The following is a 12897-nucleotide window of genomic DNA, read 5'->3' as shown; positions in this document are numbered from 1 at the left end:
AAAATCTTTCAGCTTCTGGCGCCAGCAAGAGGCAGCCATGTGTGGACTTTGAAAGGCGCGCCGCGCGCCTCCTCACGAAAGACGGCAAGGCCGGAAATGCGAAGCGGCCTGCCGGTGAAACCTGCGAAACGCTCCGTCAGGATCGCCTTCATCACTTCCGCGCGCTCTTCCGGCACCTGGCCGGTCAGCGTCATGTGGAAGCCGAAGTCATCCATGACATATGGATAGCCCCAGCGCATGAGATTATTGCGCTGGCTCTCAGAAAGCCTTTCCGGTTTGCGCCTGATAATATCGGCCTCGGAGAGTGCCGCCCGGAATGGCTCGAAAGACTTTACCACCTTTGCCGCGAAATCCTGAAGCGGTTGGTGCAGCGAACCCGGCACAAGCGCAAAGAAGCGGCCGAGCTGGCCGAGCACCAGCTCGGGGATTTCAAAGGCCGGCGTGTTGGCGGCGAAATCTTCGACGACCGCCATCAGGTCCTTTTCGGTCACGGAGGAGGCAAGCTCGAAGGGCGCCTTGATCGTCGCATGGAAGCCATAGCGGCGCGGATCGGCCGTCAGTTCGAATTGTTCGCCAGCCGGCAGCGTCTCGTACCCAGGCGCAGGATAGGCCTCGTCGGTAAAGGCATCGCGGCCGAGCCAGACGGAGGCCGCGCCGGTCAGGGGATCATCCTTAGGCGGCGAAAAATAGAGAGCGTAGCGCAAGGCTTTTATCCTGGAGATCGTCCGAACGGGGAGCGCAATGTGCAGTGATTTGGCGGCGAACCGCAAGCACGCTCCGGCTAAAAGATTTCCATGACAGAATGATGATGACGGCAGGGCCGCCATCATCTTTTACTTTGACGTCAATGACCGGGCTTGGCGCCCATCAACCGTTGGCGAAGCGCGTTCGAAGCCATGTCGAACAGGAAGACCACGATCAGGATAAGGATGACCATGTAGGCGACGTTTTCCCAATTGGAATTGGTGCGCATGGCTTCCCAGAGTTTGAGCCCGATACCGCCGGCACCAACGGCACCGATGATCGTCGCGCCACGTACGTTCGATTCCCACTGATAGAGCGTCTGGCTGACGATGACGGGAACGATCTGCGGCATGATGCCATAACGATGCACCAGCACGGTCGAGGCGCCCGTCGACTTCACACCTTCGCGCGGTTTGTTGTCGATGTTTTCGAGACCTTCCGAGTAGAGCTTGCCGAGCGTGCCTGTCTCCGTGAGGAAGATGGCGCCGGAACCGGCGAGAGGACCGGGGCCGAAGGCGCGCGTCAGGAACAGCGCCCAGATCAGCATGTCGACCGAACGCAGGAAGTCGAAGAAGCGCTTCAGCACCTGGTTGAGAAGCCGGTTCGGAGTGATGTTGCGCGCCGCCATGAAGGCGAGCGGGAAGGCGGCAAGCGAACCCAGCAGCGTGCCCAGGAAAGCCATCACGATGGTCTGGAACAGCTTGGTCCAGACATCGCCGTGCTGCCATTCGCTGTTGTTCCAGACATTGTCGAAGGCAAGCGACAGGTTCGACTGGTCGGGGTGTATACGGGGGCCGGAGACGATGAGACTGATGACCTCGCCTACCGGCTTGTCGAAGAAGGGCGACTGCGTATCGAAGACGAAATTCGCCCAGCCGATGAAGCGCTTGCGCACCTTCACACGGTCGACGGAAATGCTGACATCCCCTGCAAATCCAAGATTGGCGAGCACGTTGTCGTCATAGACCGTCATCCAGCCTGGAACCGGACCGACGACTTTCGGCGCGCCGCTGGAAACATCGACCGGCACCGTCATGCCATGGGCAACGATCGTCGTCTGGCTCTTGCTGACCGTCACCGTGCGACCGCTGCCGCTGACGAGAACCGTGATGCTGCCATCTGTATTGGTTTTCAGCCAATCCGGATGCGGATCGTCGCCAAGCGGTGAGAAGCGCGGATAGCGCGTCTGGATCGTGCCATCGTCCTGGATACGGAATTCCGGCTGCACGTCATAGCTGATCCACTGGCTCATATAGATGCCGAAGCGTTCCCAATGGGCTTCGGCGATGAGCTTCGGCAGGTCGAAGAACCAGACGGCATAGATGCCGTAGAGGATTGTCGCGAGGACAATGAGCAGGCCGCCGAAACGCTGGCGGAAGGACTTGTGAAAATATTCCGGATAGCGCGTTTCGATCTCATGCATGCGGTTTGCGTCGATGACCGTCATGGCAGCCTCAATGTTGCAGGAGGAAGGCGTGTTCGCCGACGAGACGGCGGCGCAGCCAGGCAGAGAACTGGTCGACAGCGACGATCGTGATGAAGAGCAGCAGCACCAGGGCCACGGTCTTCGCGCCGAAGCCACGGGAAATGGAGAGCTTGAGCTCTTCACCGATACCGCCGCCGCCGACGGCGCCGATGATGGTCGATGCACGGACGTTGATCTCGAGGCGCAGCAGCGCATAGGACGCATAGTTCGGCATGACCTGCGGCAGCGCGGCGAAACGCACGCGCTCCAGCCAGTTCGCGCCGACCGCGCGCATACCCTCGTCCGATTTCATGTCGATGTTTTCAGCGACTTCGTAGAAGAGCTTGCCGAGCGCGCCGATCGTATGGAGCGTGATCGCGATGATGGCCGCCACCGGTCCGATCGAAAGGATCGCCGAAAACAGGCCGGCGATAACGATTTCCGGGAAGGCGCGCAGGAATTCCATGATGCGCTTGGTAAAGATGCGCAGCGGCCAATTCTTCGTCAGATTACGCGCCGCAAAGAAGCTGAGCGGAACGGCGAAGACGAAGGCGATGATGGTCGAGACGAGCGCGATATTGATCGTGATGATCATCAGCTCGAAATATTCGGGAATGTAGAAGCTGCCCCAGACATAGACACGGCCATTGGCGAAGTTGAATTCCTCGCCACCCTTGTCGTTCGGGCTCGCAATATCGAAAAGCGCGCGCCAGACATCGGTCCAGTCTTTCGGGATAAGCCAGCTCAGGAAGTCGAACAGATGCGGCAGGCGGTCGAAGAAGTGACCGGCATTGCTCTCGTCGGCAAAGCGTACGGAGCTGACGAAKGCGGCGATGAGGATCACCAGGCCGAGGATGGTGTAGAAACGCCGTCTGGCGATCATCTTGTCCCAAGCGGTGGCGATTTCCTTCGTGCTCTGCGTCGGCACATGCGGCTGTGTATCGGMAATAGTCATGAACGCCTCGCCCACTGCATAATTCCTTAAATCGGGCTCGATTTAAGGATGAAATTATGCCGCAATTTAAAGTGCTACAGCGTCCTCTGCGCGTCTGACGCGCGGCGCTGTAGTCATAAGAAAAGGGCGGCCGTCGCCGGCCGCCCCGCATACGGATGGCGCAATCAGCCGCCGATAGCAGCCTTGCGAACTTCTACGACAGCGTTGTAGAAGTCGTGCTTGACCGGGGCGTAGCCCTTGTAGTCGCCGCCTTCGATAGCTGCGAAGCACTTGTGGTCCTTCTCCGGCAGGGCCGTGAAGAAGGCGGTGAGCTTCTTCTGCCACTCTTCGCCGAGAGCGTTGCGAACGACGAGCGGGCCGTTCGGGATCAGCGGCGAACGCCATACTTCAACGAGCTTGTTCGGATCGACGGCGCCCTTGTCGACTTCCTTGCGGAAGGTACCGGAGGTGTAGCCGTCCTTGAAATCGCCGAGGCCCGAAGAGTCGTCAACAGCAACGTCAACCTTGCCGTCGTAAGCAGCGAGAAGGTTGTTCTCGTGGCCGCCGTTGAACTGCGTGGAAGCGAAGAACTTGTCGTTCGGCATGCCGGTGTCCTTCGGGATCTGCGTCAGCGGAACGAGGTAGCCCGAGGTGGAGTCCGGATCGGCGTAGCCGAGCTTCTTGCCCTTGGCGTCCTTGATCGTCTTGATGCCGGAGGACTTCAGGGCGAGACCGATCGAGTAGTAACCCGTGGAGCCGTCCTTCTGCTGCGTCGTCAGGATCGGCGTAACAGCCTTCGGGTCCTTGATGTAAACGGATGCGTAGCCGGAAGCGCCGAGTTCAGCGAAGTCGAGCGTGCCACCGAGGAGACCCTGGATAACGCMGTCATAGTCGGCAGCCGGGAAGAGCGAAACCTTCTCGAAGCCGAATTCCTGCTTCAGGTGGTCTGCAAGGCAGGCATAGTTGCGCAGGCGGTCGGTTTCGTTTTCGCCGCCGAGGATGCCGACGCGGAATTCCTTGAGGTCAGCGGCATTGGCAGCGCCAGCTGCGAGCGACAGAAGCGCCGTTGCAGCAAAAAGTGCTTTCTTCAACATGGGTTCTCTCCAGAATGACCGGGGGTCCGGTCGTTTTTGTTACGAAGAAATGTGCCCTTGACGCGGGCATTCGATCGCGGCCGCCCCTCTCACAGACCGGCCAGCGCCAGCGGTTGATTGCCGGCGGATTGGTTTTCGGCTCCTTCCGGAGCCATGTTGATTGCGGTCGAGGTCATCGTTTCGTCGATGCCCGCGCCGTCCTTGTCCGTGCCGTAGATTTCTTTCACGGCCTCGGAGGTCAGTTCGGAGGGCTTGCCGTCGAAAACGACGCGGCCGCCTGCCATGCCGACGATGCGTTCGCAATAGTTGCGGGCCGTATCGAGCGTGTGCAGGTTGGTGATGACGGTAATGCCTTCGCGCTCGTTGATGTCGCGCAGTGCATCCATGACGATCTTTGCATTCAGCGGGTCGAGCGAGGCGATCGGCTCGTCGGCCAGAACCATCTTCGGGTTCTGCATCAGCGCGCGGGCAATCGCCACCCGCTGCTGCTGACCGCCCGAAAGCGTGCCGGCTGCCTGCAGCGCCGTCTGCTCGATGCCGAGGCGCTCAAGTGCGGCGATAGCCTGGATGCGTTCTTCGCGGCTGAAGACGTTGAGCAGGCTGAGGATCGTCGAGCGGTGGTTCAGGCGGCCGAGCATGACGTTGGTCAGCACGTCGAGACGCGGCACGAGATTGAACTGCTGGAAGATCATCGCGCAGTCGCGCTGCCAGTTGCGCAGTGGCTGACCGCGAAGGCCGGAAACCTCGACACCACCGAAATGGATGGTGCCGGAGGAGGGTTCCTGCAGGCGGTTGATCATGCGCAGGAGCGTGGACTTGCCGGCGCCGGAACGGCCGATGATCCCGACCATCTGGCCCTGAGGAATGTCCAGCGTTACGGAATCGACAGCGAGCTTCTTTCCGAACCGGCGTGTGACATTCTTCAGTTCGAACATCATGCTCTTCCTTCGCATTTCAGGCTTGCGTCTGGGATCGCATTAGTCCCGCTTCATGAACCTCGCGTGTCAGTTTTGTGTAAGTCCTGTCACAAAACCCTGTGCCGCGATATTCAGCTCAACCGCCGTATCGGGAGAGGAAGTCTTCCGCACCAAGCGCCCTGAAATCCGCCAGTGCGTCGCGCAATCGGCCGTGTTCCCAGTCCCACCAGGCGAGCCTGTCCATGCGCTCGCCGACCTCTTTCGGGAAGCGCTCGCGGATGAGTTTGGCCGGCACGCCGCCGACGATCGTATAGGGAGCGACGTCCTTGGAGACGACGGCACCAGCGCCGATGACGGCGCCGTTGCCGACGGTCAYGCCCGGCAGGATCGTTGCGCCATGGCCGATCCAGACATCGTTGCCGATTACGACGCGGTTCGAGCGGCGCCATTCGAAGAACTCCGTCTCCATGTCGGCATCCGGCCAGTAATCGACGGCGCGATAGGTGAAGTGGTGCAGCGTCGCGCGCCAGGTCGGATGATTGGTAGCGTTGATACGCACCGCAGCGGCGATGTTGACGAACTTGCCGATCGTCGCGCACCAGATCGAGCCGTCCTGCATGATGTAGGAATAGTCGCCGAACTCCACTTCGCTGATCCGGCAACGCTCGGAGACTTCCGTATAGCGGCCGAAGCTCGAATTGGAGACGGAGGCGGTCTCGTGGAAATAGGGCTCGATGCCCAGCTTGCGGCTCATGCTGCGATCGCCTTTCGGGGAGAGAATTGCTGGACGTCCAGAATGCGGTCGGCGGCTGCCTCGCGCACCTCCTCATCGTGGAAGATACCGAGCAGGGCGACGCCCGCCTTTTTCTTTTCCTCGATCATGCCGACGACGACCGCCCGGTTTTTCGCATCGAGCGAGGCGGTCGGCTCGTCGAGCAGCAGGATCGTGTGATCGGTGATGAAGCCGCGGGCGATATTGACGCGCTGCTGCTCGCCGCCGGAGAAGGTGGCGGGCGGCAGCTGCCAGAGCGCTTCCGGCAGGTTGAGCTTTTCGAGCAGTGCGGCGGCTTTTTCCCTGGCGCTGGCGGCGGCTTCGCCACGTGCGAGCAGCGGCTCGGCGACCACGTCGATCGCCGCAACGCGCGGCACGGTGCGCAGGAACTGGCTGACATAGCCGAGCGTCTGGCGCCGCACGTCGAGAATGGTGCGCGGGTCGGCGGCGGCGAGGTCGACGATCTTGCCCTTGTGGTCGACAAGGATCTGTCCGGTATCGACGGCATAATTGCCGTAGATCATCTTGAGCAGCGAGCTTTTGCCGATGCCCGAGGGGCCGCCAAGCACGACGCATTCGCCCGATGCAACCGAGAAGGTGACATCGGAAACGACCGGCAGCTTGAGGCCGTCGCGCAGGTGCATGATGAAGCTCTTGGCGACTTCTGAAACGACGAGAGGCGTTGCCATGATTTAAACCTGCAGGATCGAGGAAACGAGGAGCTGGGTATAGGGCTCGCGCGGGTCGTCCAGCACCCGGTCGGTCAGACCCTGCTCGATGACGAAGCCGTCCTTCATCACCATCATGCGATGCGACAGGAGGCGGGCGACGGCGAGATCGTGGGTGACGATGATGGCCGAGAGGCCGAGATCGTTGACGAGACCACGCACGAGATCGAGCAGGCGCGCCTGCACCGAGACGTCGAGACCGCCGGTCGGCTCATCCATGAACACGAGGCGCGGGCCGGTCACGAGATTGCGGGCGATCTGCAGGCGCTGGCGCATGCCGCCGGAGAAAGCGCGCGGCTGGTCGTCGATGCGGCCGGTATCGATCTCGACGCGCTCCAGCCAGTCGATGGCGGTGGAGCGGATCTTGCCGTAATGGCGATCGCCGATCGCCATCAGCCGCTCGCCGACATTGGCGCCGGCAGAGACTGTCATGCGCAGCCCGTCAGCCGGGTTCTGGTGCACGAAGCCCCAGTCCGTCCGCATCAGGAAGCGGCGCTCGGCTTCGCTCATGTGGTAGAGGTCGCGATAGTTGCCGTCGCGCATGTGATACTCGACGCTGCCGGTGGTCGGCATCAGCCGGGTGGAGATGCAGTTGAGCAGCGTCGTCTTGCCAGAGCCGGATTCGCCGACGATGGCGAGCACTTCGCCGGGCCAGAGCTCGAAGGAGACATTCCGGCAGCCGATGCGGTTGCCGTAGAACTTCGAGAGGTCATTGACTTTGAGAAGCGGTATATCGGTCATTCTGCAGCCTCCCGGGCCAGCATTTCGCCGGCATGTCCGTGCGCGCGGCGGTCTTCGCAATGGTCGGTATCGGAGCAGACGAACATGCGCCCGCCCTTGTCGTCGAGGATCACCTCGTCGAGGTAGACCTCCTCGGCGCCACACAGCGCGCATGGTTTGCCGAAGCGCTGGATCTCGAAGGGATGGTCCTCGAAGTCCAGGCTGACGACGTCGGTATAGGGCGGCACGGCATAGATGCGCTTTTCGCGCCCGGCGCCGAAAAGCTGCAGCGCTTCCGACCTGTGCATCTTCGGATTATCGAATTTCGGCGTCGGCGAGGGATCCATGACATAGCGGCCATGAACCTTGACCGGATAGGCATAGGTCGTGGCGATACGGCCGTTGCGGGCGATATCCTCGTAGAGCTTCACATGCATGAGGCCGTATTCCTCGAGCGCATGCATCTTGCGTGTTTCTGTCTCGCGCGGTTCGAGGAAGCGCAGCGGTTCCGGGATGGGCACCTGATAGACGAGCACCTGGCCTTCGCCGAGCTTGTCCTCAGGAATGCGGTGGCGTGTCTGAATGATCGTCGCATCCTTGGTGTGCGTCGTGACCGCGACATTGGCGACCTTCTGGAAGAAGGCGCGGATGGAGACCGCGTTCGTCGTGTCGTCTGCACCCTGGTCGATGACCTTGAGAACGTCCTCAGGTCCGATGATCGAGGCCGTTACCTGCACACCGCCGGTACCCCAGCCGTAAGGCATCGGCATTTCTCTTGACGCAAAGGGTACCTGATAGCCGGGAATGGCGATCGCCTTCAGGATCGCGCGGCGGATCATGCGCTTGGTCTGTTCGTCGAGATAGGCGAAATTGTAGGTGGCGAGATCACTCATTCGGCGGCCTCCTTTTGGGTCTCGCCGCTGTTGCGGGCGGCTTCGAATTCGCGGCGCATGCGGCGGACGAGGTCGAGTTCGGCCTGGAAGTCCACATAATGCGGAAGCTTCAGGTGCTCGACGAAGCCAGTCGCCTGCACATTGTCGGAATGGGAAATGACGAATTCCTCGTCCTGTGCCGGCGCGGTGATGTCCTCGCCAAGCTCTTCAGCTCGCAATGCGCGATCGACGAGTGACATGGCCATCGCCTTGCGCTCGCTCTGGCCGAAGACCAGGCCGTAACCGCGGGTAAACTGCGGCGGAGCCTTGGCCGAACCCTTGAACTGGTTGACCATCTGGCATTCGGTGAGTTGGATCGTTCCAAGTGAAACGGCAAAGCCGAGTTCCGGCACATCGAATTCCACCTCGACTTGCCCGATGCGGATTTCACCGGTGAAGGGGTGATTGCGGCCATAGCCGCGCTGGGTGGAATAGCCGAGAGCCAGCAGGAAACCCTCGTCGCCGCGGGCAAGCGCCTGCAGACGAAGATCCCGCGTCATCGGGAATTCCATCGGTTCGCGCGTCAGGTCGCCCGTTTCGTGGTCTTCAGGAAGCTCACCGTCATTTTCGATCAGGCCTTCCTGACCGAGGATTTCGGAGACGCGCATGACGCGGCCGGTCTCGGCCTCGCGCTGCGCCGGCTCTTCCACGGCTTCATCCGTCAAGAGCGAGGGATCGAGCAGGCGGTGCGTATAGTCGAAGGTGGGCCCGAGCAGCTGGCCGCCCGGAAGATCCTTGTAGGTGGCGGAGATGCGGCGTTCGATCTCCATATTTGCGGTATCGAGCGGCTTGGAATAACCGAAGCGCGGCAAAGTCGTGCGGTAGGCGCGCAGCAGGAAGATCGCCTCGATCATGTCGCCGCGCGACTGGCGTACGGCAAGGGCTGCGAGCGTGCGATCGTAGAGCGAGGCTTCGGCCATGACGCGATCGACGGCGAGGGCAAGCTGTTCGACGATCTGCTCGATGCCGATCGCCGGCACGGAACGGTCGCCGCGCCGGCGGTCGGCGAGCAGGCGGTGAGCATTGGCGATGGCGGCCTCGCCACCCTTGACGGCAACATACATGAGCTCAGATCTCCGTTGCTGTGATCTTGGTGGTGCGCGGCAGGCAGAGGAAACGCTTGCCCGCCGTCAGCACGATGTCGATGCCGCGCGGGAAGAGGGCGCGGTTTTCCGTCCACAGGCGCAGGAACGTTTCCGGCAGGCCGACAGGCGCGATCTCGGTCACGCTCTGGATGCCCGGACCCATCAGCGCCAGACGGCGCCCGCCTTCGAGGTCGGCAAGCTCGATCACCACTGTCGTGGAGCGATCGGGATATTCCTGCGTGCCGGCGGCAAACAGGCCGAAGGTGGAGATCATCGTGCCGGCCTCGACGAAGGCGAAGCGCGCCTCGGCCTTCTCGGCCGTCAGCGGTGCGCCGGTGTGGAAGCCAAGCCATTCCGGAATCGCCGACCTGGCAAGTCCGGCCGAAAGCCAGACGGGCGTGTCGTGGTCGCAGAGCGTCAGGCCGATCGCGCCGGCGGCAATGCCGAGCGGTGCGGGCGCCGTCACTTCGGCCGCCACCGTCTGGATCGTGCCGGGCCGGGCCATGCCGTCCATCAGCATCTTGAACACGCTTTGGGCCTCGAATACCGGCTCGGCGAAGCCGCCGGTCAGAACATCGGTCTTGGCGCTCATCAGTTGTCTCCCCGCACCATGGTGAAGAAATCGACGCGGGTCGCGGCCGTCTCCTCGGCCTTGCGACCGGCCTCGGCGGTTATGCGGCTTGATATCGGCGACAGCAGCCTGTCCTCGATGAAGCCCTTGGTGGCTTCCTCCTGCCAGAGCGCATCGAAGATCGCCGAAAGGCGTGCCTTCTCGCGGTCGGTTCCGAGCGCCTGCGCATGGCCGACGGAGCCGGAGGCAAGGCGCACCGTCGCCCGCGTCACCGTGACCTCGCCGAGATTGAAGGGCGCCCCGCCGCCGCCGATGCGGCCGCGAACCATGACGAGGCCCGTTTCCGGGCCGCGCACCGGCTGTGCCGCCGGCTTTTCGGCAAGCGCATCCCACGCCGCCAGCAATTCTTGCCTCTCAGCGCGCGCCAGCAGATCGACGGTGCGTTTGCGTCCGTTGTCTGTCTGCGCCGCAGCCTCTGTCTTCTCTGCTGCCGTCATCGTCTTTTCCTCGAAATGTCTATTGATATAGACAACCATACAAGCTATACCTATCCCTAAATCGGCGAGGTGACAAGCGTGTGACACGACACGTCCAAAATTGGCCGGGCTTGAAGAGGTTCGGGCCACGAAATGATCAGGGAAGGGGTGTAATGGCAGGCATAAAGCAGGTGCAGCGGCAGACGGGCGTAGCGCTCTGGCGGCAGATCGCCGACAGGATCCGCGAGGCGATCGGCAGCGGCGCATACGATGCGACTGGCATGGTGCCGCCGGAAACCGCTCTCGCGACGCAGTTCGGCGTCAACAGGCATACCGTGCGCAGCGCGTTGGCCGCGCTTGCCCAAGAAGGCATCGTCCGGGCTGTGCAGGGTCGTGGCACGCTGATCGAGCGCAAGGAGCGCCTGAACTTCCCGATCAGCCGCCGGACACGCTTTACAGATGGCCTCAGGGACCAGGCGCGCGAAACGCATGCGCTGCTGCTCGGCCACGCAGAGGAGGTCGCCGACGCCGAGGTCGCCCGCTGGCTGCGCATCGAACAGGGCACGCCTGTCATCCGGCTGGAAACGGTGCGCGACGCGGATAAACGGCCTGTCGCCCGCGGCACGAGCTGGTTCCCGGCCGCCCGTTTTGCCGGCATCGGCGAGATCTATCGCAAGACGGAATCGATCACCAAGGCTTTTGCCGCCCTCGGACTGTCGGACTATGTGCGCGCCACGACCGAGATCACCGCCACCCACGCCGATTCCGGCGACATCGCCGACCTGGAGCTGACGCCGGGCGCCGTGCTCCTGATCACCAAGGCGATGAACACCGATCTGGAAGGCGTGCCGGTGCAATATTCGATCAGCCGCTTTGCGGCAGACCGCGTCCAGTTCACCATCGAGAACTGAAAACGAAAAAGGCCGGGCGCGAGCCCAGCCTTGAACCTATCGATGCCTGGTCGCGATCAGTGCGCGCCGGACATGTCGCCGAGCACTTCCTTGGAAGCAACGGTCGAGTCTGCCTTCAGCTTGTAGACTATGGGCACACCCGTCGCCAGATTCAGCGAGAGAACCTGCTCGCGGGTGAGGCGGTCGAGAACCATGACGAGCGAACGCAGCGAATTGCCGTGCGCGGCAACCAGCACCTTTTCGCCGCGCAGGACGCGCGGAAGAATTTCCGTCAGATAGTAAGGCCAGACGCGGGCGCCGGTATCGCGCAGGCTTTCGCCGCCCGGAGGCGGGACATCATAGGAGCGGCGCCAGACATGCACCTGCTCTTCGCCCCACTTGGCGCGGGCATCATCCTTGTTGAGGCCGGAGAGATCGCCGTAGTCGCGCTCGTTGAGCGCCTGGTCGCGGATCGTCTCGAGATCAGGCTGGCCGACCTTGTCGAGGATGAGCGTCAGCGTGTGCTGCGCGCGCACCAGTGCCGACGTGAAGGCGATATCGAACTTGATGCCGTAGTCGGCTAGTGCCTGGCCGCCGGTCGTGGCTTCCTGGATGCCGAGCTCGGTCAGATCAGGGTCCTTCCAGCCGGTGAAGAGATTCTTGAGATTCCAGTCGCTCTGGCCGTGGCGAACGAGGACGAGGGTACCGCTCATGAAAAATGCCTCCTACAAATGGTCAATGGGAAGAAAGCCCGAGAACGTCGAGCATGGAATAGTGCCCCGGTTTCTTGTCKCGCGCCCAAAGGGCGGCCTTGATGGCGCCCCGCGCGAAAATCGAACGGTCGGTTGCGCTATGCGAAAGCGTAACGGTTTCGCCTTCGCCGGCAAAGAGCACCGAATGCTCGCCGATGACGGAGCCGCCGCGCAGCGTCGCAAAGCCGATCGTGCCGGCTTCCCGCGCTCCCGTATGGCCGTCGCGCACGCGCACGGACTTCGCGRCAAGGTCGATATTGCGGCCCTTTGCCGCCGCCTCGCCGAGCAACAATGCGGTTCCGGAGGGCGCGTCGACCTTGCGCTTGTGATGCATCTCGAGAATTTCGATATCCCAGTCGGCGGGATCAAGCGCCTGAGCCGCCTGCTGCACGAAAACGCTCAGCAGATTGACCCCGAGACTCATATTGCCCGACTGGACGATGCGGGCATGGCGCGAGGCGGCCGCAATCTTTGCATTGTGCTCATCGGAGCAGCCGGTCGTGCCGACGACATGAACGATGCGCGCCTGTGCCGCCAGTCCGGCAAATTCCACTGACGTGGCGGGCGATGTGAAGTCCAGCACKCCCTCGGCATGCAGGAACGCTGCCAGGGGATCGTCGCCGATGATGACGCCATTGGCGCCGAGACCGGCGATTTCACCGGCATCCTTGCCGACGAAGGGCGATCCCGGCCGCGCGACCGCTGCATGCAGTGTCACGCCATCGATGGAATGAATGAGACGGATGAGCGTCTGGCCCATGCGCCCCGCCGCTCCGACCACAACCAGTTTCATCGCAGCGTCGCTCATGTCAGTCCG

The 12897-nt window shown here is 62.3% G+C and carries 15 protein-coding genes; 1 reads left to right on the top strand and 14 read right to left on the bottom strand.

Going from position 1 to position 12897, the window contains the following annotated elements; genetic code table 11:
• Nucleotides 1–8: 8 nt before the first annotated feature.
• From AC1DNW_RS11410 to phnG, 12 genes are all read right to left on the bottom strand, one after another.
• Nucleotides 9–704 carry a DUF1045 domain-containing protein gene (locus AC1DNW_RS11410; RefSeq protein WP_113307195.1) on the bottom strand — a complete coding sequence of 232 codons (696 nt, stop codon included), beginning with the start codon at nucleotides 702–704 and terminating at the stop codon, nucleotides 9–11.
• 140 nt (nucleotides 705–844) lie between these two features.
• A complete protein-coding gene (gene phnE, locus AC1DNW_RS11405; RefSeq protein ID WP_113307196.1) occupies nucleotides 845–2191 on the bottom strand; it encodes a phosphonate ABC transporter, permease protein PhnE in 1347 nt (448 codons plus the stop codon).
• A gap of 7 nt (nucleotides 2192–2198) precedes the next feature.
• Nucleotides 2199–3164, bottom strand: coding sequence for a phosphonate ABC transporter, permease protein PhnE (gene phnE, locus AC1DNW_RS11400; RefSeq protein ID WP_477852708.1), 966 nt, complete (start codon nucleotides 3162–3164; stop codon nucleotides 2199–2201).
• A 164-nt stretch (nucleotides 3165–3328) separates the two neighbouring features.
• Nucleotides 3329–4237 carry a phosphonate ABC transporter substrate-binding protein gene (gene phnD / locus AC1DNW_RS11395; protein ID WP_477852706.1) on the bottom strand — a complete coding sequence of 303 codons (909 nt, stop codon included), beginning with the start codon at nucleotides 4235–4237 and terminating at the stop codon, nucleotides 3329–3331.
• Between the two features lie 89 nt (nucleotides 4238–4326).
• The gene (phnC, locus tag AC1DNW_RS11390) at nucleotides 4327–5172 is read right to left on the bottom strand and encodes a phosphonate ABC transporter ATP-binding protein (RefSeq protein ID WP_477852724.1); all 846 of its coding nucleotides are present in this window, start codon (nucleotides 5170–5172) and stop codon (nucleotides 4327–4329) included.
• 118 nt (nucleotides 5173–5290) lie between these two features.
• Complete coding sequence (locus tag AC1DNW_RS11385; protein ID WP_477852705.1) at nucleotides 5291–5908, bottom strand: LbetaH domain-containing protein; 618 nt, start codon at nucleotides 5906–5908, stop codon at nucleotides 5291–5293.
• A complete protein-coding gene (gene phnL / locus AC1DNW_RS11380; protein WP_113298136.1) occupies nucleotides 5905–6615 on the bottom strand; it encodes a phosphonate C-P lyase system protein PhnL in 711 nt (236 codons plus the stop codon). The genes AC1DNW_RS11385 and phnL overlap by 4 nt, the downstream gene beginning before the upstream one ends.
• A 3-nt stretch (nucleotides 6616–6618) precedes the next feature.
• A complete protein-coding gene (phnK, locus tag AC1DNW_RS11375; protein WP_113298137.1) occupies nucleotides 6619–7395 on the bottom strand; it encodes a phosphonate C-P lyase system protein PhnK in 777 nt (258 codons plus the stop codon).
• Nucleotides 7392–8267: an alpha-D-ribose 1-methylphosphonate 5-phosphate C-P-lyase PhnJ gene (locus tag AC1DNW_RS11370; protein ID WP_113307198.1), complete on the bottom strand. Its 876-nt coding sequence runs from the start codon at nucleotides 8265–8267 to the stop codon at nucleotides 7392–7394. Before AC1DNW_RS11370 ends, phnK begins: the two co-directional genes overlap by 4 nt.
• Nucleotides 8264–9370, bottom strand: coding sequence for a carbon-phosphorus lyase complex subunit PhnI (locus AC1DNW_RS11365; protein WP_113307199.1), 1107 nt, complete (start codon nucleotides 9368–9370; stop codon nucleotides 8264–8266). Before AC1DNW_RS11365 ends, AC1DNW_RS11370 begins: the two co-directional genes overlap by 4 nt.
• A gap of 4 nt (nucleotides 9371–9374) precedes the next feature.
• A complete protein-coding gene (gene phnH / locus AC1DNW_RS11360) occupies nucleotides 9375–9983 on the bottom strand; it encodes a phosphonate C-P lyase system protein PhnH (RefSeq protein WP_113307200.1) in 609 nt (202 codons plus the stop codon).
• On the bottom strand, nucleotides 9983–10459 hold the full coding sequence (gene phnG / locus AC1DNW_RS11355; protein ID WP_113307289.1) for a phosphonate C-P lyase system protein PhnG: 477 nt from the start codon (nucleotides 10457–10459) through the stop codon (nucleotides 9983–9985). The genes phnH and phnG overlap by 1 nt, the downstream gene beginning before the upstream one ends.
• 152 nt (nucleotides 10460–10611) lie before the next feature.
• Here phnG and phnF point away from each other — a divergent pair, with 152 nt between their 5' ends.
• Complete coding sequence (gene phnF, locus AC1DNW_RS11350) at nucleotides 10612–11349, top strand: phosphonate metabolism transcriptional regulator PhnF (protein WP_113298142.1); 738 nt, start codon at nucleotides 10612–10614, stop codon at nucleotides 11347–11349.
• 56 nt (nucleotides 11350–11405) lie between these two features.
• Here phnF and AC1DNW_RS11345 read toward each other — a convergent pair whose 3' ends face one another.
• Complete coding sequence (locus tag AC1DNW_RS11345) at nucleotides 11406–12041, bottom strand: 2,3-bisphosphoglycerate-dependent phosphoglycerate mutase (protein ID WP_113298143.1); 636 nt, start codon at nucleotides 12039–12041, stop codon at nucleotides 11406–11408.
• Nucleotides 12042–12063: 22 nt separating this feature from the next.
• The gene (dapB, locus tag AC1DNW_RS11340) at nucleotides 12064–12888 is read right to left on the bottom strand and encodes a 4-hydroxy-tetrahydrodipicolinate reductase (RefSeq protein ID WP_477852701.1); all 825 of its coding nucleotides are present in this window, start codon (nucleotides 12886–12888) and stop codon (nucleotides 12064–12066) included.
• Nucleotides 12889–12897 lie beyond the last annotated feature (9 nt).

It is taken from the genome of Rhizobium sp. 05L429 (assembly GCF_056397645.1).
The sequence above is the reverse complement of the archived record's forward strand: the minus strand, read 5'-3'. Positions and strand labels throughout refer to the sequence as shown.